Genomic DNA, 22,716 nt, shown 5'->3' with positions numbered 1-22,716 from the left:
CTGAAGGGCCGGGCCGCGCGGCTCGCGCGGCTGATGCCGTCCGGGCCGAGCACCGCCGCCCGTGCCCCCTTCGTCCTGCTGGTCGTGCTGCTCCTCGGCGGCGGGCTGATCACGCTGCTGCTGCTGAACTCCGCTCTCAACCAGGGCTCGTTCAAGCTGAGCGAGCTCAAGAAGCAGACCACCGAGCTCACCGACGAGGAGCAGGCGCTGCAGCGGGACGTGGACAGCTACTCCGCCCCCGGCGCACTGGAGCGGCGGGCCCGCGAGCTCGGCATGGTCCCCGGCGGCAGCCCCGCCTTCCTCGACCCGGACGGCAGAGTGCGGGGCGTCCCGGGACGGGTCACCACGCAGCTGTCCCGGGACCCGTCCCCGATGGCGGCCCGGCGGCCGGTGGCCCGGCCGCCCGCGGCCGCGCACGCGCCCTCGGCCGCGCACGCGCCCTCGGCCCCCGTCTCTGCCTCACCGTCGGCACAGGCCCGGCCCTCGGCCCCTTCCGCTCCGGCCCCCTCCGTACCCTCTCCGGCCGCTCCGGCCCCCTCCGTGTCGGCCCCGGCCTCCCCGGCCCCCCCGTCCGTTTCCGCGCGGCCGCAGCAGGCCGCGCCCCGGCCGCCCAGCACGCCCGTGCCCCCCAAGGCCCCGGCGCCCTCACGCACACCCGCGAAGCCGACCCCGACGACCCCCGGCAGGTGACGCAGTGCCCCCCAAGGAACCACCGCGCCGCCGAGTGCCAGGACCCGCCCGGCGGCTGTCCGCGCGTCCCGCCTCCCGTCGTCCGCGACCGGCGCCGCGCGCGACGGCGCGCCCGATCCGGCTGGGCAGCCCCCGGCCCCGGCTGCGGCTCATCAGCCTCGGTCTGACCCTGGTGATGCTGGCGTTCGTCGTCCGGCTGCTCCAGGTGCAGGCCGTCGATGCGAGCGCATACGCCGCCAAGGCCGAGAAGAATCGCTACCTCAGCCACAAGCTCACCGCGGAGCGCGGCGAGATCACCGACCGGGCCGGTATCGCCCTGGCCACCAGCGTCGACGCGCACGACATCACCGCCGACCCGAAGATGTTCACGCCGGAGGAGAGCAAGGCCCCCGACGCGCCGGAACAGGCGGCCGCGCTGCTCGCCCCGATCCTCGGCAAGGACGCCGCGGTGCTGGCCAAGCAGCTCAGGACACCCGAGTCGCGCTACACCGTGCTGGCCCGCCGCCAGACCCCGCAGGTCTGGAACCAGATCGAGGATCTCAAGAGCGTCTTCGCCGAGAAGGCCAGGGCCGACAAGCGCAAGGGCGGACCGGGCGCCAATGTGCTGTCCGGCGTCTTCCAGGAGCCGAGCAGCAAACGCGTGTACCCCAACGGCGATCTCGCCGCCGGGATACTGGGTTACGTCAACGCCGACGGCAGGGGAGGCGGTGGCGTGGAGTCCATGCTCGACAAGGACCTCGCCGGCCAGGACGGGCAGATCACCTACGCCCAGTCCGGCGGCCGGCGCGTCCCCACCGCGGGCTCCCGCGAGGTCCCGGCGGTCCCCGGGTCCGACATCGAGCTGACCATCGACCGGGACATCCAGTGGGCCGCCCAGCGGGCCATCAGCGACCAGGTGGAGAAGTCCAGGGCGGATCGCGGCTACGTGATAGTGCAGAACGCCCGCACCGGCGAGGTCCTCGCCATGGCCAACGCGCCCGGCTTCGACCCCAACGACCTCTCCGCGGCCAACTCGGCCGCCATGGGGAACGCCGCGCTTCAGGACGCGTACGAACCGGGCTCCACCGCCAAGGTGATGTCGATGGCCGCCGTGCTCGAGGAGAAGGCCGCCACGCCCGGCACCCATGTCGTCGTCCCCAACCGGCTGCACCGCGGCGACCGGCTCTTCAAGGACGACATCGACCACCCCACCTGGTACCTCACGCTCAACGGCGTACTGGCCAAGTCCAGCAACATCGGCACCATCCTGGCGACCGGCCAGCTCGGCAGGTCCCAGCGCGAGGCCAACCGGGTGCTCTACTCCTACCTGCGGAAATTCGGCCTGGGCAGCCCGACCGGGCTCGGGTATCCGGGCGAGACTCCCGGCATTCTCGCCAAGCCGCAGGCATGGTCCACCTCGCAGCAGTACACGATCCCCTTCGGCCAGGGCCTCTCGATCAACGCCATGCAGGCGGCCTCCGTCTACTCGACGATCGCCAACGGCGGCGTACGCATCGAACCCACCCTGATCCGCGGCACCAAGGGCCCCGACGGGCGCTTCACCGCGGCCCCCGCCCCCAGGAAGACCCGGGTGGTCGGCGAGCAGACCGCCAAGACCCTGGCCACCATGCTGGAGTCGGTCGTCGGCAACGAGGAGGGCACGGGCACCAAGGCCCGTATCCCCGGCTACCGCGTCGCGGGCAAGACCGGCACGGCCAACCGCGTCGACCCGGAGCTGGGCCGCTACAAGGGCTACACCGCCTCCTTCGCCGGCTTCGCGCCCGCCGACAAACCGGAGATCACCGTCTACTGCGCCATCCAGAACCCCACCAGTGGCAGCTACTTCGGCGGCCAGATCTGCGGCCCGATCTACCAGAAGGTCATGGAGTTCTCCCTCAAGACCCTGCAGGTAGCACCGACCGGCAGCGAGCCCGCCCGGCTGCCCGTCTCCTTCACATCCGGCGAGTGACCCCGGAGGAACCACCAGTGACATCCATCACCTCCGATTCCGGGAACCGGCCGGAGAACCCCGCCGCCGCGGCCCCCTCTCCCTCCCCTCTCCCACCACCACCGTTGCCGGACCGCGCTGTGCCCAAGGCCCCCTCATTTAGCCCCGGGCCGGGTACGCCCGGTACGCTCACCGCCGTGTCACACGCTGATCAGTACCGAACCACCCAGAAGGACGCCCCCGCGAATCACCCGGGTGCGCCCCGTCCGGAACGGCCCCGCCCGACCTCGCTCGGGGAACTGGCCGCACGGCTGGGTGCGAAGACCCCCGGTCCCGACGGGGTCGCTGGTGAAATCACGGGCATCACCCACGACTCGCGGGCGGTACGCCCCGGTGACGTGTACGCGGCCCTGCCGGGTGCGCGCTTCCACGGTGCCGACTTCGCCGCGCAGGCCGCGGACCTCGGGGCGGCCGCGATCCTCACCGACCCGGCGGGCGCCGAGCGCGCCGCCGCGACCGGCGTGCCGGTCCTGGTCACCGAGAACCCGCGCGGCCGCATGGGCGAGCTCGCCACGGAGATCTACGGACACCCCGGCGCCGACCTGCTCCAGATCGGCATCACCGGCACCTCCGGCAAGACCACCACGGCGTACCTCATCGAGGGCGGGCTGCGGGCGGCCGGCCGCGCGACCGGGCTGATCGGCACGGTCGAGATGCGGATCGGCGACGAGCGCATCAAGTCCGAGCGCACCACCCCCGAAGCCACCGACCTCCAGGCCCTGTTCGCCGTCATGCGTGAGCGCGGTGTCGAGGCGGTCGCCATGGAGGTCTCCAGCCACGCCCTCGTGCTCGGCCGGGTCGACGGCTGCGTCTTCGACGTCGCGGTCTTCAACAACCTCAGCCCCGAGCACATGGAATTCCACTCCGGCATGGAGGACTACTTCCAGGCGAAGGCGCAGTTGTTCACCCCGAAGCGCAGCAAGGTCGGGGTCGTCAACTTCGACGACGAGTACGGCCGCAGGCTGGTCAAGGAGGCGTCCGTCCCGGTCACCACCTTCTCCGCCGAGGGCCACCCGGACGCCGACTGGCGGGCCGAGGAGGTCGAAGTCGGCTCCCACGGCTCCACATTCACCGCGGTCGGCCCGAACGGCGAGCGGATCCGTGCCGAGGCCCCGCTGCCGGGCCCCTTCAACGTCGCCAACACCCTGGCCGCCGTCGTCACCCTCGCCGTGGCCGGCCTCGACCCGCAGACCGCGGCCGACGGCGTCGCCGCCGTCCCCGGAGTACCTGGCCGCCTGGAGCGCGTGGAGGCGGGCCAGCCGTACCTCGCCGTCGTCGACTACGCCCACAAGACGGACGCCGTCGAATCGGTCCTGCGCTCCCTGCGCAAGGTCACCGAGGGCAAGGTGCACATCGTGCTCGGCTGCGGCGGCGACCGCGACGAGAGCAAGCGCGGCCCGATGGGCGCCGCTGCCGCACGCCTCGCCGACACTGCCGTACTGACCTCCGACAACCCCCGCTCCGAGGACCCCCTCGCGATCCTCGCCGCGATGCTCGCGGGCGCCGCCGAGGTGCCGATCCACGAGCGCGGCGACGTCCTGGTCGAAGCCGACCGGGCGGCGGCCATCGCCGCGGTGGTCGCCCGCGCACAGCCCGGTGACACTGTGCTGATCGCCGGCAAGGGCCATGAGCAGGGCCAGGACATCGCCGGAGTGGTCCGCCCCTTCGACGACCGTCAGGTCCTTCGCGCAGCAATCCAGAACAGTCAGGGATGACCAAGTGATCGCCCTCTCCCTCGCCGAGATCGCCGAAATCGTCGGCGGGCAGTCGTACGACATACCGGATCCCGCCGTACGGGTCACCGGTGACGTCGTGATCGACTCCCGCGCCGTACGGCCCGGCTCTCTCTTCGCCGCCTTCGCGGGCGAACACGTCGACGGCCACGACTACGCAGAGCGCGCCGTGGCCGCGGGAGCGGCAGCGGTACTGGCAGCCCGCCCCGTCGGTGTCCCCGCGATCGTCGTGCCCGACGTCACCGCCGCGCTCGGCGCCCTGGCGCGCTCCGTCGTCGAACGGCTCGGCACCACCACCGTCGCGCTCACCGGTTCGGCCGGCAAGACGAGCACCAAGGACCTGATCGCCCAGCTCCTCGAGCGCAAGGGACCCACGGTCTACCCGGCGGGCAACCTCAACAACGAGATCGGACTGCCGCTGACCGCGCTGCGCGCCGGCGACGACACCGAGCACCTCGTCCTCGAAATGGGCGCCCGCTACATCGGCGACATCCGCTACCTCACCGGCCTCGTCCCGCCGAAGGTCGGTCTCGTACTGAACGTCGGCACCGCCCACATCGGCGAGTTCGGCGGCCGTGAGCAGATCGCCGAGGCCAAGGGCGAGATGGTGGAGTGTCTGCCGCCGGCCGAAGCGGGCGGTGTGGCCGTGCTCAACGCCGACGACCCTCTCGTACGCGCCATGTCCACCCGTACCAAGGCCCGGGTTGTCCTGTTCGGAGAGGCCAAGGACGCCGGCGTACGTGCCGAGAATGTCCGCCTCACCGGCCTGGGGCAGCCCGCGTTCACGCTCCACACACCCACCGGGTGCAGTGACGTGACCATGCGGCTGTACGGTGAGCACCACGTGTCGAACGCGCTCGCCGCGGCCGCCGTCGCCCATGAGCTGGGCATGTCCGTCGACGAGATCGCCCGTGCGCTCTCCGAGGCGGGCACCCTCTCCCGCTGGCGCATGGAGGTCACCGAGCGTCCGGACGGCGTGACGATCGTCAACGACGCCTACAACGCGAACCCCGAGTCCATGAGAGCAGCGCTGCGTGCGCTGGCCGCCATGGGCAGCGCCTCACGGGCACAGGGGGGAAGGACGTGGGCGGTGCTCGGCCAGATGGCCGAGCTCGGCGACGAAGCGCTCGCCGAGCACGACGCTGTCGGACGGCTCGCCGTCCGGCTCAACGTCAGCAAGCTCGTCGCAGTCGGGGGCAGGGAAGCGTCCTGGTTGCAACTGGGCGCATATAACGAGGGTTCGTGGGGTGAGGAGTCGGTGCACGTGTCCGACGCGCAGGCGGCGGTCGACCTGTTGCGCAGTGAACTGCGTCCGGGAGACGTCGTGCTGGTGAAGGCATCCAGGTCGGTCGGGCTCGAGCGGGTCGCCCAGGCGCTGCTCGAGAGCACGGCAGCGTCCTCGGAAGGGCAGGTTGCCGGCCGATGAGGCAGATCCTCTTCGCGGGGGCCATCGGGCTCTTCCTGACCCTGGTCGGTACCCCGCTGCTGATCAAGCTCCTGGCCCGCAAGGGATACGGGCAGTTCATCCGGGACGACGGTCCGCGCAGCCACGGCAGCAAGCAGGGCACGCCCACCATGGGCGGCATCTCCTTCATCCTGGCCACTCTTGTCGCGTACGCGCTCGCCAAGGTCATCACCGGTGAGGACCCGACCTTCTCGGGTGTGCTGGTGCTCTTCCTGATGGCGGGCATGGGCCTGGTCGGCTTCCTGGACGACTACATCAAGATCGTCAAGCAGCGTTCGCTCGGCCTGCGGGCCAAGGCGAAGATGGCCGGCCAGCTGATCGTCGGCATCGCCTTCGCGGTGCTCTCGCTGCAGTTCGCCGACAAACGCGACAACACCCCCGCCTCCACCAAGCTGTCGTTCATCACGGACTTCGGCTGGTCGATCGGCCCGGTGCTGTTCGTCGTCTGGGCGCTGTTCATGATTCTCGCCATGTCGAACGGCGTGAACCTGACGGACGGTCTGGACGGCCTGGCCACCGGCGCGTCGGTGATGGTCTTCGGCGCGTACACCTTCATCGGGCTCTGGCAGTTCCAGGAGTCCTGCGCCAACGCGGTGACGCTGACCAACCCCAACGCCTGCTTCGAGGTACGCGATCCACTCGACCTCGCGGTCGTCGCCTCCGCGCTGATGGGCGCCTGCTTCGGCTTCCTGTGGTGGAACACCTCACCCGCCAAGATCTTCATGGGTGACACCGGTTCACTCGCCCTCGGCGGCGCGCTCGCGGGTCTGGCGATCTGCTCCCGTACAGAGCTCCTGCTGGCCCTCCTCGGCGGCCTCTTCGTGATGATCACCATGTCGGTGGTCATCCAGGTCGGCTCGTTCAAGATGACCGGTAAGCGCGTCTTCCGGATGGCGCCCCTCCAGCACCACTTCGAACTCAAGGGGTGGTCCGAAGTCCTTGTGGTGGTCCGCTTCTGGATCATCCAGGGCATGTGCGTGATCGTGGGTCTGGGCCTCTTCTACGCGGGATGGGCAGCCGACAAGTGAGCACCTGGCAGGGCAAGAAGGTCACCGTCGCGGGGCTCGGGGTCTCCGGGATCCCGGCGGCCCGGGTGCTGCACGGCCTGGGCGCCGTCGTCACGGTCGTCAACGACGGGGACGACGAGCGTTCCCGTACGCAGGCCGCCGAGCTGGAGGCGCAGGGGATCACCGTGCGCCTCGGCGACGGGGCCACCTTGCCCGCCGGTACCGAGCTCATCGTCACCACGCCCGGCTGGAAGCCGGACAAGCCGCTCTTCCTGGCCGCCGCCGAGGCGGGCGTCCCCGTGTGGGGCGATGTCGAACTGGCGTGGCGGCTGCGCGGGCGGGACGGCAGGAAAGCGGCGCCCTGGCTCGCGGTCACCGGCACCAACGGCAAGACCACGACCGTACGGATGCTCGCCTCGATCCTCGAGGCCGCGGGCCTGCGCACGGCGGCCGTCGGCAACATCGGGGTCTCGCTGCTCGACGCGGTCCTCGGCGACGAGACGTATGACGTCCTCGCCGTCGAACTCTCCAGCTACCAGCTGCACTGGGCGCCCTCACTGCGCGCCCACTCCGCGGCCGTGCTCAACCTGGCGCCGGACCATCTCGACTGGCACGGCTCCATGGAGGCGTACGTCGCCGACAAGGGCCATATCTACGAAGGCAATCAGATCGCCTGCGTCTACAACGCCGCCGACAAGGCGACCGAGGACCTGGTGCGCGGGGCCGACGTGGAGGAGGGCTGCCGGGCGATCGGCTTCACCCTCGGAACGCCGGGACCCTCCCAACTCGGAATCGTCGAGGGAATCCTGGTCGACCGCGCCTTCGTGGACAACCGGGACAAGCAGGCCCAGGAGCTCGCCGAGGTCGCCGACGTCAACCCGCCGGCTCCGCACAACATCGCCAACGCCCTCGCGGCGGCCGCGCTGGCCCGTGCCTTCGGTGTACCGCCCGTCGCCGTACGCGACGGACTGCGCAACTTCCGCCCCGACGCCCACCGCATCGAGCATGTCCTGGACGTGGCGGGCGTCGCGTACATCGACGACTCCAAGGCCACCAACACACATGCGACGGAGGCCTCACTGGCCGCCTACGACCCCATCGTGTGGATCGCCGGGGGCCTCGCCAAGGGTGCGACCTTCGACGAACTCGTCGAGAAGTCGGCAAAGCGACTGCGCGGAGCCGTACTGATCGGTGCGGACCGCGCCCTGATCCGGGAAGCCCTCGCGCGACACGCCCCCGAGGTACCGGTCGTCGACCTCGACCGGACCGACACTGGGGCGATGTCGGCGGCGGTCCACGAAGCAGCCCGACTCGCCAGGCCGGGAGACACGGTTCTGCTGGCCCCGGCCTGCGCCTCGATGGACATGTACGCCAACTACAACAAGCGAGGCGAGGCGTTCGCGGACGCGGTCCGCGCACTCGCCGCCGAGGGCGCCTGACCGGCCCGACCCCCGCGCCGTGCCGGCGACCCCGGGGCCGCCCCGGGATCCCGGCAGCCGCGCCAGGCACGAGTGGAGGGGACAGCGAACATGCCGGCCGATGACACCGCCCCCGCACCGGGGGGCTCCGTCCCCACACCCTCCGTCCTCGATCACCGGACGGGCTGGATCTTCCAGCCCGGCCGATTGAGGCGCGGGATCCGGGGCGGTGCCCCGGTCGGCATCGCGCTGCGCAACCGGGCCGGGGACGCCGTACGCCGGCCACCCGCCGCGCGCGGCACCGCCGGCGGGCCCAGCGCGCCGCGCCGGCCCCGTGGCGGCGGCGTGCGGCGGATGTACGAGCAGGCGCGGCGGGCCTGGGACCGCCCGCTGACCGCGTACTACCTGATCCTCGGCAGCAGCCTCCTCATCACCGTGCTCGGCCTGGTGATGGTGTACTCCGCGTCGATGATCAAGGCGCTGGAGCTCTCGCTCCCGGCGTCGTACTTCTTCCGCAAGCAGTTCCTCGCCGCGGCCATCGGCACCGGTCTGCTGCTGCTCGCCTCCCGGATGCCCGGCAAGCTCCACCGGGCCCTGTCCTACCCGCTCCTGGTGGGCGCCGTCTTTCTGATGACGCTCGTGCAGATCCCGGGGATAGGGCACGAGGTCAACGGCAACCAGAACTGGATCTACCTGGGCGGCCCGTTCCAGCTCCAGCCCAGTGAGTTCGGCAAACTGGCACTGATCCTGTGGGGCGCGGACCTCCTCGCCCGCAAACAGGACAGGCGGCTGCTGACCCAGTGGAAGCACATGCTGGTGCCGCTCGTCCCCGTCGCCTTCCTGCTGCTCGGCCTGATCATGCTCGGCGGCGACATGGGTACGGCGATTATTCTCACCGCGATCCTCTTCGGGCTGCTGTGGCTGGCCGGCGCCCCCACCCGGCTCTTCGCGGGCGTCCTCGCCGTGGCCGGCCTCGTCGGCTTTGTGCTCATCAAGACCAACGAGAACCGGATGTCCCGGCTCTCCTGTATCGGTGCGATCGACCTGGGACCCCAAGGCGAGTGCTGGCAGGCCGTCCACGGCATCTATGCTCTTGCCTCCGGCGGATGGTTCGGTTCCGGCCTCGGTGCAAGTGTGGAAAAATGGGGTCAACTCCCCGAACCGCACACCGATTTCATCTTCGCCATCGCCGGTGAGGAACTGGGCCTTGCAGGGACGCTGTCGGTGCTCGCCCTCTTCGCGGCTCTAGGCTATGCGGGTATCCGCGTGGCCGGACGCACGGAGGACCCCTTCGTGAGGTACGCAGCGGGAGGTGTGACCACGTGGATCACGGCCCAGGCCGTGGTCAACATCGGTGCGGTGCTCGGCCTGCTGCCGATCGCCGGTGTCCCGCTCCCGCTGTTCTCCTACGGAGGATCGGCCCTGCTGCCGACCATGTTCGCTATCGGGCTGCTGATCGCCTTTGCGCGAGAGGATCCCGCCGCGAGAGCGGCCCTGGCCATGCGGAGGCCCGGGGTGAGATGGAAGACGATGAGACGGCGCGTCAAGAAGCGTCCGTCCGGAGAGCGGTGAATTTCGGTGCATGTCGTACTCGCCGGTGGGGGGACCGCCGGCCACATCGAGCCCGCGCTCGCCCTCGCGGACGCCCTGCGCAGGCAGGACCCGAGCGTGGGAATCACGGCCCTCGGCACGGAGAAGGGGCTCGAGACCAGGCTCGTGCCCGAGCGGGGCTACGAGTTGGCGCTCATCCCCGCCGTTCCACTGCCGCGCAGGCCCACCCCTGAGCTGATCACCGTCCCCGGGCGGCTGCGCGGGACCATCAAGGCCGCCGAGCAGATCCTGGAGCGCACGAGGGCGGACTGTGTCGTCGGCTTCGGCGGCTATGTCGCGCTGCCCGGCTATCTGGCCGCCAAGCGGCTCGGGGTGCCGATCATCGTCCACGAGGCCAATGCCCGCCCCGGCCTGGCCAACAAGATCGGTTCGCGGTACGCCGCCGGGGTGGCCGTCGCCACGCCCGACAGCAAGCTGCGCAACTCCCGCTACATCGGCATCCCGCTGCGCCACACCATCGCCACCCTCGACCGTGCGCGGGTACGGCCCGAGGCGCGTGCTGCCTTCGGCCTGGACCCCAATCTGCCGACGCTGCTGGTCTCCGGAGGCTCGCAGGGCGCCCGCCGCCTCAACGAGGTGATCCAGCAGATCGCGCCGGTGCTGCAGCGCTCCGGCATCCAGATCCTGCACGCGGTCGGTCCGAAGAACGAACTGCCGCGCGTGGACAACATGCCCGGTATGCCGCCCTACATCCCGGTACCGTACGTGGACCGGATGGATCTCGCGTACGCCGCGGCCGACATGATGCTCTGCCGCGCGGGCGCGATGACCGTCGCCGAACTCTCCGCCGTGGGCCTGCCCGCCGCGTACGTACCGCTGCCGATCGGCAACGGCGAACAGCGGCTCAACGCCCAGCCGGTGGTGAAGGCCGGCGGCGGACTGCTGGTCGACGACGCCGAACTGACCCCCGAATGGGTCCAGGGCAATGTCCTTCCGGTGCTCGCCGATCCGCACCGGCTGTACGAGATGTCCCGTGCGGCCGCCGAGTTCGGTCGCAGGGATGCCGACGACCTGCTCGTCGGCATGGTGTACGAGGCGATTGCCGCGCGCCGCCAGGCGTGAGGCTGTGCCGTCCCGGGGGCAGCCCCGGGACCCAGCCGGAAGGAGACCGGGAGCGTGGCCGGACCGACCACCGCCGACCGGGGGCCCCGCACCCCTGGCCGACCCGCCGGGCCCGGCGGGTCGGCCCGCCCGTCCCGCCCGGGCTCCCCGGCCCGCCGTCGGCGGCTCCCCGGCCGTCGCGCCCTGCTGATCGCCCTTGCCGCGATCGTGATCCTCGTGTGCGGAATCTGGGTGTTCTACGGCTCCGAATGGCTGCGCGTGGAGCGCGTGACAACCACCGGGACCGAGGTTCTGACGCCGGGTGAGGTGGACGCGGCGGCGGACGTCCCGATCGGGTCGCCGCTGATTTCCGTCGATACGGATGCCATTGAGGCCCGGCTGAGGCATAAGCTGCCCCGTATCGACGCGGTGGATGTGGAGCGGTCATGGCCGGACGGGATCGGTCTGAAAGTGACCGAGCGAAAGCCGGTCCTGCTTATCGAAAAGGGCGCAAAGTTCATCGAAGTGGACGCGAAGGGCGTCCGGTTCGCCACGGTGAACAAGGCACCCCGGGGTGTTCCCCTGCTGGAATTGACCGCGGAGCGGTCTCCGAGTCTGCGACGATTCGGCGAGGGACGGCTCCTTGTGGAGGCGGTCCGGGTCAGGGGTGCACTCCCCGGGAAAGTCGCGGCGGACACCAGAGTCGTCACCGTGAGCTCGTACGACTTCATCTCTTTGGAGTTGAGCGGGGACCGCACGGTGGTCTGGGGCAGTGGTGAGGACGGAGAGGCGAAGGCGCGCGCACTCACCGCACTGATGAAAGCCGCGCCAAAGGCCCGGCACTTCGATGTGAGCGCACCCACCGCGCCTGCCTCGTCAGGGAGTTGACGCGCATTTGTGCTGGCCAGCACCCTGGTTGGTCATCGCTATGGGTGATCACATAGGGTGAAAAGAAAAACGGGAGGTTCGGCGTGTTCGTTGAACGTGCGCCACTTGTCGACTTAGTGTCCTGTTCGGAGAGTCCAAGAAGCAGACACACTGGTAACCCTGAACTTCAACGTTAGGGTTTGGGTCGGCGTTCGGACCGTCCCATCGGCATCCGTCGTCGCGACGCGGCAACCGCGAAGCGACGACACGTAACTCGAGGCGAGAGGCCTTCGACGTGGCAGCACCGCAGAACTACCTCGCAGTCATCAAGGTCATCGGTGTCGGCGGCGGTGGTGTCAATGCCATCAACCGAATGATCGAGGTCGGTCTCAAGGGCGTCGAGTTCATCGCGATCAACACTGATGCGCAAGCCCTGTTGATGAGCGACGCCGACGTCAAGCTCGACGTCGGTCGTGAACTCACCCGCGGCCTGGGGGCCGGAGCCAACCCCGCAGTCGGTCGCAAAGCGGCAGAGGACCACCGTGAGGAGATCGAGGAGGTCCTCAAGGGGGCCGACATGGTCTTCGTCACCGCCGGAGAGGGCGGCGGCACCGGCACCGGCGGCGCACCCGTCGTCGCCAACATCGCGCGCTCGCTCGGCGCCCTGACGATCGGTGTGGTCACCCGGCCATTCACCTTCGAGGGCCGCCGTCGCGCCAACCAGGCGGAGGACGGCATTGCCGAGCTCCGCGAAGAGGTCGACACCCTCATCGTCATCCCGAACGACCGCCTGCTGTCCATCTCGGACCGTCAGGTCAGCGTGCTGGACGCGTTCAAGTCCGCGGACCAGGTACTGCTGTCGGGTGTCCAGGGCATCACCGACCTCATCACCACCCCCGGCCTGATCAACCTCGACTTCGCCGACGTCAAGTCTGTGATGTCCGAGGCAGGGTCGGCGCTCATGGGTATCGGCTCGGCGCGCGGCGACGACCGCGCGGTGGCCGCCGCCGAGATGGCGATCTCCTCGCCGCTCCTGGAGGCGTCGATCGATGGCGCCCGCGGTGTGCTGCTCTCCATCTCCGGCGGTTCGGATCTCGGCCTGTTCGAGATCAACGAGGCCGCCCAGCTGGTGAGCGAGGCCGCCCACCCCGAGGCCAACATCATCTTCGGTGCGGTCATCGACGACGCCCTGGGCGACGAGGTGCGGGTCACGGTCATCGCGGCCGGCTTCGACGGCGGCCAGCCGCCGACCCGCCGGGAGAACGTGATCGGCTCCAGCTCCGCCAAGCGCGAGGAGCAGCCGGCCACCCCGTCGCGGTCCACGGAGACCTCGCGTCCGTCCGGCGGACTCGGCACCGTACCTACGCGCGACGAGCCCTCGGCGGCCCCGGTCGAACCCGCTCCGGTCGCCAACGACCTGGGCGGATCCGCACAGGTCCCGCCGGCCCGTCCGTACCAGGACAGCCAGGCCGAAGAGCTGGATGTCCCGGACTTCTTGAAGTGACCGTGCAGCACGACGCGATACACGAGAGCGGCGCGCACTTCGCCTTCACCGACCGGTGGGGCGGGGTGAGCGCCGTTCCGTACGAGCAGCTCAACCTCGGCGGAGCGGTCGGCGACGACGCCGGGGCCGTACTGGCCAACCGGGCGATTGCCGCGAAGGAACTGGGGCTCGACCCGGACGCGGTCGTCTGGATGAACCAGGTCCACGGCAAGGATGTGGCCGAGGTGACGGGGCCGTGGGCCGACGGGCCGGTCCCGCAGGTGGACGCCGTGGTCACCGCGCGGCGCGGACTCGCCCTCGCCGTACTCACCGCGGACTGCACTCCCGTACTGCTGGCCGACCCGGTCGCGGGCGTCGTGGCCGCCGCGCACGCCGGCCGGCCGGGGATGATCGCGGGGATCGTGCCCGCCGCCGTCGAGGTGATGAAGTCGCTCGGCGCGCAGCCGGCCCGCATCGTCGCCCGTACCGGACCCGCCGTCTGCGGACGCTGCTACGAGGTTCCCGAGCAGATGCGGGCGGAGGTGGCCGCGGTCGAACCGGCGGCCTGGGCCGAGACCAGTTGGGGCACCCCGGCCGTCGATGTCACGGCCGGGGTCCATGCCCAGCTCGAAGCGCTCGGGGTACGGGACCGGCAGGCTTCGCCGGTCTGCACCCTTGAATCACGCGACCACTACTCGTACCGCCGCGACCGCATCACTGGGCGGCTCGCCGGATATGTCTGGCTTGGGGTACCTTCCGGCCGAAGGCTGGAGGAGGACGGCAATGTCTGACCGTGGAACCGAACTCGCCCGCAACCTGGCGACGGTGAAGGAACGTATCGCCTCCGCCTGCGCGGCCGCCGGCCGCAAGCAGGAGGAGGTGACCCTGATCGTGGTCACCAAGACCTATCCCGCCAGTGACGTCCGGCTGCTCCATGAGCTCGGCGTCCGTCATGTCGCCGAGAACCGGGACCAGGACGCGGCTCCGAAGGCCGCCGCCTGCTCGGATCTGGACCTCATCTGGCACTTCGTCGGACAGTTGCAGACCAACAAGGTCCGTTCTGTGGCGAGTTATGCCGGTGTAGTGCAGTCCGTCGACCGTCTCAAGCTCGTTTCCTCACTGTCCGCTGCCGCGGTGCGCGCGGAGCGTGAACTCGGGTGCCTGATCCAGGTCGCGCTCGACGCGGAGTCGGGCGAGCGCGGGGACCGGGGCGGCATCGCGCCGGACGGTATTGAGGAATTGGCCGCGGCGGTGGCCGGGGCGCCAGGGCTGCGGCTCGACGGACTGATGACCGTCGCGCCGCTCGCCGGCCCGTACGCGGGACGGCAACAGGAGGCGTTCGAGCGGCTGATGGAATTTTCATCCAGCCTGCGCGCCGGGCATCCGGCTGCGAACATGGTTTCAGCAGGGATGAGTGCGGACCTCGAACAGGCAGTGGCGGCGGGAGCGACACATGTACGCGTCGGCACTGCGGTACTCGGAGACCGACCCCGGCTCGGGTAACGTCGCGAAGCAAGTCGGACCACAGTAGAAAATATGGTCATTCCCGCACATAGCGGGACGGACCGAGTGGATCGCGGGCACTTGGTGACGAATGCCGATCCACCACAGAGCGGAGGACTCAGAGAATGGCCGGCGCGATGCGCAAGATGGCGGTCTACCTCGGCCTCGTGGAGGACGATGGGTACGACGGCCGGGGTTTCGATCCCGATGACGATTTCGAACCCGAGCCGGAGCCCGAGCGGGACCACCGGCGGCACCAGCCCCCGCACCAGGTGGAGCGGGAAGAGCCGGTGCGGGTGGTGCAGCCGCCCGCGCAGCGCGAGCCGGTTCCGCTTCCCGCTGAAAGCGGACGTCCGGCACGAATCGCCCCCGTGGCATCCATCACACCTGAACGTCCGAGCCTGGAGAAGAACGCACCGGTGATCATGCCCAAGGTTGTGTCCGAGCGGGAGCCCTACCGCATCACCACTCTGCACCCGCGGACCTACAACGAGGCCCGTACCATCGGGGAACACTTCCGTGAGGGCACCCCTGTGATCATGAATCTCACGGAGATGGACGACACCGATGCAAAGCGACTTGTCGACTTTGCCGCGGGACTTGTCTTCGGTCTGCATGGCAGCATTGAACGAGTGACGCAGAAGGTGTTCCTGTTGTCGCCTGCTAACGTCGATGTCACGGCGGAGGACAAGGCCCGCATCGCAGAGGGCGGATTCTTCAACCAGAGCTGAGAACACGACACCGGGAACAACCCGGCCGCGAGGCCGGATTCACGAGAGCCAGGGGAGAGGGAAGCGCGGGATGGGCGTAGCGCTACAGGTGGTCTACATCGCGCTGATGTGCTTCCTCATCGTGCTGATTTTCCGGCTGGTCATGGACTACGTCTTCCAGTTCGCCCGCTCATGGCAACCTGGCAAGGCGATGGTGGTCGTTCTGGAGGCCACCTACACTGTCACCGATCCACCGCTCAAGCTTCTGCGGCGGTTCATTCCGCCGCTGCGTCTCGGGGGCGTGGCACTCGACCTGTCCTTCTTCGTTCTGATGATCATCGTCTACATCCTGATCTCCATCGTGAACAGCTTTGCGAGCCGGATGTGAACGATACGGTCTTGCCGACTGCCGACGACTACGTAGAGGTGAAGAAGAGATGCCGCTGACCCCCGAGGACGTGCGGAACAAGCAGTTCACGACCGTCCGCCTCCGAGAAGGCTATGACGAGGACGAGGTCGATGCCTTCCTCGACGAGGTCGAGTCCGAGCTGACCCGCCTGCTCCGCGAGAACGAGGACCTGCGCGCCAAGCTCGCCGCAGCGACCCGTGCGGCCGCGCAGAACCAGCAGCAGCAGGGCATGCGCAAGCCGCCGGAGCAGCAGGACGGCCGAGGTCCCGGCGCGCCGGTGCCCGCCGCCATATCTGGTCCGCCGGTCCAGCAGCAGCAGCCCCCGCAGATGGGTCCGCCCCAGCTGCCCGGTGGCGCGCCGCAGCTGCCCGCCGGTCCCAGCCACGGCGGTCCGCAGGGTCCCGGTGGCCCGATGGGCCCGGGTCCGATGCAGGGCGGTCCCATGGGTGGTCCTATGGGCGGCCCCATGGGCGGTCACGGTCCGCAGATGCCGCAGCCCGGTCAGGGTCCCGGCGGCGACAGTGCCGCGCGTGTGCTCTCGCTTGCGCAGCAGACCGCCGACCAGGCGATCGCGGAGGCCCGTTCCGAGGCCAACAAGATCGTCGGCGAGGCGCGCAGCCGCGCCGAGGGCCTGGAGCGCGACGCGCGCGCCAAGGCGGACGCCCTTGAGCGGGACGCTCAGGAGAAGCACCGCGTAGCGATGGGCTCGCTGGAGTCCGCGCGCGCGACGCTGGAGCGCAAGGTCGAGGACCTGCGAGGCTTCGAGCGCGAGTACCGGACCCGTCTGAAGTCCTACCTGGAGAGTCAGCTGCGTCAGCTGGAGACCCAGGCGGACGACTCGCTGGCTCCGCCGCGTACCCCGTCCGCTCCGTCGCTGCCGTCGGCCCAGTCGATGGCTCCGGCCGGCGCGGGTGCGATGGGTCACACCATGGGCGGCAACCAGTCGATGGGTCAGTCCATGGGGCAGTCCATGGGCCAGCCCATGGGTGGCAACCAGTCCATGGGCGGCGCCCCGTCGTACGGCGGCCAGCAGCAGATGTCGCCGGCGATGACCCAGCCGATGGCGCCGGTGCGGCCGCAGGCTCCGCAGCCGATGCAGCAGGCACCGTCGCCGATGCGCGGCTTCCTGATCGACGAGGACGACAACTGACGGCGGCGGGTCGCGCGTACTGCGTGTAGCCGTCGGCAGGCTGAAGGGCCGGGCCCGGGACATCGCGTCCCGGGCCCGGCCCTTTGGTGTGGTGTCGGCCGGCTGCTCTCCGTAAGGGGAGGCAAGCCTCCGGATCCCGGAACGCCCCGCAGGCGTTGTCCTCAATCGCCGGACGGGTTTCCGGACGGGATTCCGGATCGGGCTGAAATTTCGAACAGGCTGGAATTCAGGGGTACGGGGTGGAGCGGCGGCCACACCCCCAAACCGAAGGGCCCGCCCGGCAGTGCCGGGCGGGCCCTTCGGTTTGGGGGTGTGCTACTGCTTGCGGAGGCGGAACGTCAGGGACAGGCCCTCGTCCGTGAACGGGTCGCCGAACGTCGTGTCCGCGGCGTCCGTCGTGAACGTGGTGGCCAGGACCTCGTCCGCGATCAGGGTCGCGTGCGCGGTCAGCGCCTCGTTCGTGGACTCGTCCGTCGAGGACCAGCTCACCGCGATGCGGTCCGCGACGTCCAGGCCGCTGTTCTTACGTGCCTCCTGGATCAGACGGATCGCGTCACGCGCCAGTCCCGCCAGGCGCAGCTCCGGGGTGATCTCCAGGTCCAGGGCGACCGTCGCGCCCGAGTCGGAGGCCACCGACCAGCCCTCGCGCGGGGTTTCGGTGATGATCACCTCGTCGGGGGTCAGGGTGATCGTCTCGCCGTTGACCTCCAGCGTGGCCTCGCCGTCGCGGAGGGCCAGGGAGAGTGCCGCGGCGTCCGCTGCCCCGACCGCCTTGGCGACATCCTGGACGCCCTTGCCGAACCGCTTGCCCAGCGCGCGGAAGTTCGCCTTCGCCGTTGTGTCGACGAGCGAGCCACCGACCTCGGAGAGCGAGGCGAGGGAGGTGACGTTCAGCTCCTCGGTGATCTGGGCGCGCAGCTCCTCGCCAAGGGACTCGAAACCGGCCGCCGCGACCAGCGCCCGGGAGAGCGGCTGGCGCGTCTTGACCCCGGACTCCGCGCGGGTGGCGCGGCCCAGTTCGACCAGGCGGCGGACCAGCGCCATCTGGGAGGACAGGGTGGGGTCGATGGCGGTGAGGTCGGCCTCGGGCCAGGTGGCGAGATGCACCGACTCCGGGGCGTCGGGCGTCACCGGGACGACCAGGTCCTGCCAGACCCGCTCCGTGATGAAGGGGGTGAGCGGGGCCATGAGGCGGGTCACCGTCTCGACGACGTCGTGCAGGGTGCGCAGCGCCGCCTTGTCGCCCTGCCAGAAGCGGCGGCGCGAGCGGCGTACGTACCAGTTGGACAGATCGTCGACGAAGGCCGACAGGAGCTTTCCGGCGCGCTGGGTGTCGTACGACTCCAGGGCCGAGGTGACCTGGTCGGTCAGGGCATGGAGCTCGGACAGCAGCCAGCGGTCCAGGACCGTGCGGTCGGCCGGGGCCGGATCCGCCGCGGACGGGGCCCAGTTGGACGTGCGGGCGTACAGGGCCTGGAAGGCCACCGTGTTCCAGTAGGTCAGCAGCGTCTTGCGTACGACCTCCTGGATCGTGCCGTGGCCGACCCGGCGCGCCGCCCACGGGGAGCCGCCGGCCGCCATGAACCAGCGGACCGCGTCGGCGCCGTGCTGGTCCATCAGCGGGATCGGCTGAAGGGTGTTCCCCAGGTGCTTGGACATCTTGCGGCCGTCCTCGGCGAGGATGTGGCCCAGGCAGACCACGTTCTCGTACGACGACTTGTCGAAGACCAGCGTGCCGACGGCCATCAGCGTGTAGAACCATCCACGCGTCTGGTCGATCGCCTCCGAGATGAACTGCGCGGGGTAGCGCTTCTCGAAGAGCTCCTTGTTCTGGTACGGATAGCCCCACTGTGCGAAGGGCATCGAACCCGAGTCGTACCAGGCGTCGATGACCTCCGGGACGCGCGTCGCGGTCTGCTCGCAGGTCGGGCAGGGGAAGGTGACGTCGTCGATGTACGGGCGGTGCGGGTCCAGGGCCGACTGGTCCGTGCCCGTCAGCTCGGTCAGCTCGGCGCGTGAGCCGACGACCGTGAGGTGGTTGTCCTCGCAGCGCCAGATCGGCAGCGGGGTGCCCCAGTAGCGGTTCCGCGACAGCGCCCAGTCGATGTTGTTGTTCAGCCAGTCGCCGAACCGGCCCTGCTTGACCGAGTCCGGGAACCAGTTGGTGTTCTCGTTCTCCTCGAGCAGCCGGTTCTTGATGGAGGTGGTGCGGATGTACCAGGACGGCTGCGCGTAGTAGAGCAGCGCGGTGTGGCAGCGCCAGCAGTGCGGATAGCTGTGCTCGTACGGGGTGTGCCGGAAGAGCAGACCACGAGCCTGGAGGTCCGCGGTCAGCGCCTCGTCGGCCTTCTTGAAGAAGACGCCGCCGACCAGCGGCACATCCTCCTCGAAGGTGCCGTCGGGGCGGACCGGGTTGACCACCGGCAGGCCGTACGCGCGGCAGACCTTGAGGTCGTCCTCACCGAAGGCGGGGGACTGGTGGACCAGACCCGTACCGTCCTCGGTGGTGACGTACTCGGCGTTGACGACGTAGTGGGCTTCGGAGGGGAACTCGACGAGCGAGAAGGGACGGTCGTACGTCCAGCGCTCCATCTCGCGGCCCGTGAAGCTCTGGCCGGTGGCCTCCCAGCCCTCGCCCAGCGCCTTCTCCAGCAGCGGCTGCGCGACCACCAGCTTCTCGTTGCCGTCGGTGGCCACGACGTACGTGACGTCGGGGTGGGTGGCGACGGCGGTGTTGGAGACCAGGGTCCAGGGAGTGGTCGTCCACACGAGGAGGGCCGCTTCGCCGGCCAGCGGGCCGCTCGTCAGCGGGAAGCGCACGAAGACCGACGGGTCCACGACCGTCTCGTATCCCTGCGCCAGCTCGTGGTCCGAGAGCCCGGTTCCGCAGCGCGGGCACCAGGGGGCGACACGGTGGTCCTGGACCAGCAGGCCCTTGTTGAAGATCTCCTTCAGCGACCACCAGACGGACTCGATGTACGACGGGTCCATCGTGCGGTACGCGTCGTCGAGGTCGGTCCAGTACCCCATGCGGGTCGTCAGCTCGGCGAACGCGTCCGTGTGACGGGTCACCGACTCACGGCACTTGGCGTTGAACTCGGCGATGCCGTACGCCTCGATGTCCTTCTTGCCGGCGAAGCCGAGTTCCTTCTCGACAGCCAGCTCGACCGGCAGACCGTGGCAGTCCCAGCCGGCCTTGCGGGCGACGTGGTAGCCGCGCATCGTGCGGAAGCGCGGGAAGACGTCCTTGAAGACCCGCGCCTCGATGTGGTGCGCGCCGGGCATGCCGTTGGCGGTCGGCGGGCCCTCGTAGAACACCCACTCGGGGCGGCCCTCGGACTGCTCGAGGCTCTTGGCGAAGACCTTGCTCTCGCGCCAGAAATCGAGCACGGCGTGCTCGAGCGCGGGCAGATCGACCTGGGCGGGCACCTGGCGGTACTGCGGTGGTGTCATCGACGAGCTCCTCCAACGGACAGTGTCTGTTCCGTCGGAGGGACGAGAGCACGGGCTCCCGCGGTACCACCCTCCTTGGCTCCGGGCACACAGCCCCGAGCCCCCTCATTGGGTCGCGACACCGGTTCTACTGGCCTTGCGGCGTTCTTCCGGCGGCTCCGGGGTGATGCTTCGCTTCGCGCTCGCCCCCGGGCTCTCACCGTCCCCGGGTCGCTCATGGCTGCGTACGACGCTACTCGTCCCCATCCAAGCCTTTCGCTGCGCCCAGTGTACGGGCCCGTACGGGGAGCGGCCGACAGGTTTTGCGGTGGATGCCGGATGGCCGTGCGGTTGACCCGAATGGCCACACAGCCTGCGGCGGAGTCCGGCTCCGCCCGGGGGGCGGATTACCGGGCGGGGAGCTGGGAACAACCGATGCAGGCCCGCCGTGTCGCAGCCCGGGGCGGGCCGAACCGGCGGCGTGCCCCGTTGCCGCGGGGCTGGGGTCGATTTATCGTCCCAGCACGATTCGCGAGCAAGATCACAATATGTGAAGGGGCCGCGGCCATGGTGGCGAAGAAGACCGCCGAGAAGACGGCGTCCGCACGTTCCACCGCCGCTGAGGCGGCGGCCAGGGATGCGAGCGGCAGGAAGAGCACCGTCGCGAAGAAGGCCGCGGCAGGGACCGGGAAGACCACGGTGAAGAAGGCGGTGGCGAAGCAGGCGGCGGAGCAGAAGGCGCCGACGGTGAAGACGACCGCGAGGAACGCGACTGCGAAGAAGGCGACGGCGAAGAACGCGATGGCAAAGAACGCGACGGCTGTGAAGGGGACGGGGGCAGCGGCGGCCGGGACGGCGCCGGTGAAGAAGGCATCCGCAAAGAAGGCCGCGGTCAAGAAGGCCTCGGCCAATAAGGCCGCAGTCGACAAGGCCGCGGTCGAGGAGGTCGTGGTCGAGAAGGCTGTGGCCAAGAAGGCCGTGGTCAAGACGGCACCTGCCAAGGCAACTGCCAAGGCGACCGCCAAGAAGGCTGCGAAGAAGGCCGCGTCCGCGGCCAAGGGGGCGGCCCAGGCCGCGAATCAGACAGGAGCCAGGACGGTGGGAGCGAAGAAGACCGCGGGCAGGACGTCGGCTGTCGGCAAGAGCGCGAGAGCGGTGCCCACGGCCCGTGCAGTGGCCGCGACACCGCCGGGGGAGCTGGCGGTACGGCCCGGTGAGGACCCATGGACTCCGGAAGAGGTCGCCGCGGCGAGGGCCGAGCTGGAGGGTGAGGTGACCCGGCTGAACGCCGAGCTGACCTCCTCGGAGGTGGCGCTGGTCGGACTGATGCGGGACTCCGGGGACGGCGCGGGCGACGACGACGCCGACACCGGGACCAAGAACATCACCCGCGAGCACGAGATGTCGCTCGCCGCCAACGCCAGAGAGATGCTGGAGCAGACCGAGCGGGCGCTGCAGCGGCTCGACGCGGGGACGTACGGGCTCTGCGAGATCTGCGGCAAACCGATCGGAAAGGCCCGTATGCAGGCGTTCCCGCGCGCCACCCTGTGCGTGGAGGACAAGCAGAAGCAGGAACGCCGGGGCTGAGGCTCCGTACGGGTGTGCCGTACCCTCATGCACAGTCAGGCACCTAGGTTGAGGGACTCACGTGGCAGAGGCGGAGCGCGTCATCGGTACGCCGGATGTGGACGACGAGGCTGCGGCGCCCGCCGAGCAGCCCAAGGGCAAGCGCAGGATCACCGTGCTCTTCGCCGTGGCGGTCGTGGCGTACTTGTTCGACCTCGTCAGCAAGATGATCGTGGTGGCCAAGCTGGAGCACCACGAGCCGATCAAGATCATCGGTGATCTGCTGAAGTTCGTGGCGGTACGGAACCCCGGCGCGGCCTTCGGTATGGGCGAGGCCTTCACCGTGATCTTCACCTGCATCGCGGCGACGGTGATCATCGTGATCGCCCGGCTCGCGCGCAAGCTCTACAGCACGCCCTGGGCGATCGCCCTGGGGCTGCTGCTCGGCGGTGCGCTCGGCAATCTCACCGACCGGATCTTCCGCTCGCCCGGCGTCTTCGAGGGCGCGGTCGTGGACTTCATCGCGCCCGCGCACTTCGCCGTCTTCAACCTCGCCGACTCCGCGATCGTCTGCGGCGGGATCCTGATTGTGATCCTGTCGTTCAGGGGCCTGGACCCCGACGGGACTGTCCACAAGGACTGAC

Annotated in this window: 18 protein-coding genes; 17 read left to right on the top strand and 1 reads right to left on the bottom strand. The window is 69.8% G+C overall.

Translation table 11 applies throughout. From position 1 onward, the window contains the following. Positions 1-33 precede the first annotated feature (33 nt). The 15 genes from OG883_RS21825 to OG883_RS21755 all read left to right on the top strand — a co-directional run bounded on the left by OG883_RS21825 (position 34) and on the right by OG883_RS21755 (position 17,074). A complete protein-coding gene (locus tag OG883_RS21825) occupies positions 34-690 on the top strand; it encodes a septum formation initiator family protein (protein WP_266549300.1) in 657 nt (218 codons plus the stop codon). Positions 691-694: 4 nt separating this feature from the next. Beyond that, on the top strand, positions 695-2,638 hold the full coding sequence (locus OG883_RS21820; RefSeq protein WP_266543375.1) for a penicillin-binding protein 2: 1,944 nt from the start codon (positions 695-697) through the stop codon (positions 2,636-2,638). A 176-nt stretch (positions 2,639-2,814) separates the two neighbouring features. Next, positions 2,815-4,392 (top strand): UDP-N-acetylmuramoyl-L-alanyl-D-glutamate--2,6-diaminopimelate ligase, encoded by a 1,578-nt coding sequence (locus tag OG883_RS21815; RefSeq protein ID WP_266543373.1) that lies wholly within the window; start codon positions 2,815-2,817, stop codon positions 4,390-4,392. 4 nt (positions 4,393-4,396) lie between these two features. Next, positions 4,397-5,836, top strand: a complete 1,440-nt coding sequence (gene murF, locus OG883_RS21810) for a UDP-N-acetylmuramoyl-tripeptide--D-alanyl-D-alanine ligase (RefSeq protein ID WP_266543371.1) — start codon at positions 4,397-4,399, stop codon at positions 5,834-5,836. Next, positions 5,833-6,903, top strand: a complete 1,071-nt coding sequence (gene mraY, locus OG883_RS21805; protein WP_266543369.1) for a phospho-N-acetylmuramoyl-pentapeptide-transferase — start codon at positions 5,833-5,835, stop codon at positions 6,901-6,903. The genes murF and mraY overlap by 4 nt, the downstream gene beginning before the upstream one ends. Beyond that, positions 6,885-8,321, top strand: coding sequence for a UDP-N-acetylmuramoyl-L-alanine--D-glutamate ligase (gene murD / locus OG883_RS21800; RefSeq protein ID WP_266543367.1), 1,437 nt, complete (start codon positions 6,885-6,887; stop codon positions 8,319-8,321). Before mraY ends, murD begins: the two co-directional genes overlap by 19 nt. 90 nt (positions 8,322-8,411) lie before the next feature. Beyond that, complete coding sequence (ftsW, locus tag OG883_RS21795; RefSeq protein WP_266543365.1) at positions 8,412-9,872, top strand: putative lipid II flippase FtsW; 1,461 nt, start codon at positions 8,412-8,414, stop codon at positions 9,870-9,872. A 6-nt stretch (positions 9,873-9,878) separates the two neighbouring features. Continuing rightward, positions 9,879-10,973, top strand: coding sequence for an undecaprenyldiphospho-muramoylpentapeptide beta-N-acetylglucosaminyltransferase (gene murG / locus OG883_RS21790; protein WP_266543363.1), 1,095 nt, complete (start codon positions 9,879-9,881; stop codon positions 10,971-10,973). 54 nt (positions 10,974-11,027) lie between these two features. Next, positions 11,028-11,840 (top strand): cell division protein FtsQ/DivIB, encoded by an 813-nt coding sequence (locus OG883_RS21785; protein ID WP_266543361.1) that lies wholly within the window; start codon positions 11,028-11,030, stop codon positions 11,838-11,840. 274 nt (positions 11,841-12,114) lie between these two features. Beyond that, complete coding sequence (ftsZ, locus tag OG883_RS21780; RefSeq protein WP_266543360.1) at positions 12,115-13,323, top strand: cell division protein FtsZ; 1,209 nt, start codon at positions 12,115-12,117, stop codon at positions 13,321-13,323. Further along, the gene (gene pgeF / locus OG883_RS21775; protein WP_266543358.1) at positions 13,320-14,093 is read left to right on the top strand and encodes a peptidoglycan editing factor PgeF; all 774 of its coding nucleotides are present in this window, start codon (positions 13,320-13,322) and stop codon (positions 14,091-14,093) included. The genes ftsZ and pgeF overlap by 4 nt, the downstream gene beginning before the upstream one ends. After that, positions 14,086-14,805 (top strand): YggS family pyridoxal phosphate-dependent enzyme, encoded by a 720-nt coding sequence (locus OG883_RS21770; RefSeq protein ID WP_266543356.1) that lies wholly within the window; start codon positions 14,086-14,088, stop codon positions 14,803-14,805. The genes pgeF and OG883_RS21770 overlap by 8 nt, the downstream gene beginning before the upstream one ends. Positions 14,806-14,930: 125 nt before the next feature. Next, the gene (locus OG883_RS21765; protein WP_266543354.1) at positions 14,931-15,536 is read left to right on the top strand and encodes a cell division protein SepF; all 606 of its coding nucleotides are present in this window, start codon (positions 14,931-14,933) and stop codon (positions 15,534-15,536) included. Between the two features lie 70 nt (positions 15,537-15,606). Then, on the top strand, positions 15,607-15,903 hold the full coding sequence (locus OG883_RS21760) for a YggT family protein (RefSeq protein ID WP_266543353.1): 297 nt from the start codon (positions 15,607-15,609) through the stop codon (positions 15,901-15,903). A 49-nt stretch (positions 15,904-15,952) separates the two neighbouring features. Beyond that, positions 15,953-17,074 carry a DivIVA domain-containing protein gene (locus OG883_RS21755; RefSeq protein WP_266543352.1) on the top strand — a complete coding sequence of 374 codons (1,122 nt, stop codon included), beginning with the start codon at positions 15,953-15,955 and terminating at the stop codon, positions 17,072-17,074. 315 nt (positions 17,075-17,389) lie between these two features. Here OG883_RS21755 and ileS read toward each other — a convergent pair whose 3' ends face one another. Next, positions 17,390-20,527 (bottom strand): isoleucine--tRNA ligase, encoded by a 3,138-nt coding sequence (ileS, locus tag OG883_RS21750; protein ID WP_266543351.1) that lies wholly within the window; start codon positions 20,525-20,527, stop codon positions 17,390-17,392. Between the two features lie 546 nt (positions 20,528-21,073). On the opposite strand from ileS, the gene OG883_RS21745 reads away from it, so the two are divergent. Both OG883_RS21745 and lspA read left to right on the top strand, forming a co-directional pair. Continuing rightward, a complete protein-coding gene (locus OG883_RS21745) occupies positions 21,074-22,093 on the top strand; it encodes a TraR/DksA C4-type zinc finger protein (protein ID WP_266543350.1) in 1,020 nt (339 codons plus the stop codon). 61 nt (positions 22,094-22,154) lie between these two features. Further along, positions 22,155-22,715: a signal peptidase II gene (gene lspA / locus OG883_RS21740; RefSeq protein WP_266543349.1), complete on the top strand. Its 561-nt coding sequence runs from the start codon at positions 22,155-22,157 to the stop codon at positions 22,713-22,715. Position 22,716: the final 1 nt, after the last annotated feature.

Origin of the sequence: Streptomyces sp. NBC_01142, assembly GCF_026341125.1 — a bacterium.
GTDB lineage: Bacteria > Actinomycetota > Actinomycetes > Streptomycetales > Streptomycetaceae > Streptomyces.
The sequence above is the reverse complement of the archived record's forward strand: the minus strand, read 5'-3'. Positions and strand labels throughout refer to the sequence as shown.

Excerpts from the sequence above, each read along its gene's own strand:
- ileS (WP_266543351.1), bottom strand. The coding sequence starts at position 20,527 with ATGACACCACCGCAGTACCGCCAGGTGCCCGCCCAGGTCGATCTGCCC.
- OG883_RS21755 (WP_266543352.1), top strand. The coding sequence starts at position 15,953 with ATGCCGCTGACCCCCGAGGACGTGCGGAACAAGCAGTTCACGACCGTC.
- OG883_RS21745 (WP_266543350.1), top strand. The coding sequence starts at position 21,074 with ATGGTGGCGAAGAAGACCGCCGAGAAGACGGCGTCCGCACGTTCCACC.
- murD (WP_266543367.1), top strand. The coding sequence starts at position 6,885 with ATGGGCAGCCGACAAGTGAGCACCTGGCAGGGCAAGAAGGTCACCGTC.
- OG883_RS21770 (WP_266543356.1), top strand. The coding sequence starts at position 14,086 with ATGTCTGACCGTGGAACCGAACTCGCCCGCAACCTGGCGACGGTGAAG.
- OG883_RS21825 (WP_266549300.1), top strand. The coding sequence starts at position 34 with ATGCCGTCCGGGCCGAGCACCGCCGCCCGTGCCCCCTTCGTCCTGCTG.
- mraY (WP_266543369.1), top strand. The coding sequence starts at position 5,833 with ATGAGGCAGATCCTCTTCGCGGGGGCCATCGGGCTCTTCCTGACCCTG.
- OG883_RS21765 (WP_266543354.1), top strand. The coding sequence starts at position 14,931 with ATGGCCGGCGCGATGCGCAAGATGGCGGTCTACCTCGGCCTCGTGGAG.
- OG883_RS21760 (WP_266543353.1), top strand. The coding sequence starts at position 15,607 with ATGGGCGTAGCGCTACAGGTGGTCTACATCGCGCTGATGTGCTTCCTC.
- ftsW (WP_266543365.1), top strand. The coding sequence starts at position 8,412 with ATGCCGGCCGATGACACCGCCCCCGCACCGGGGGGCTCCGTCCCCACA.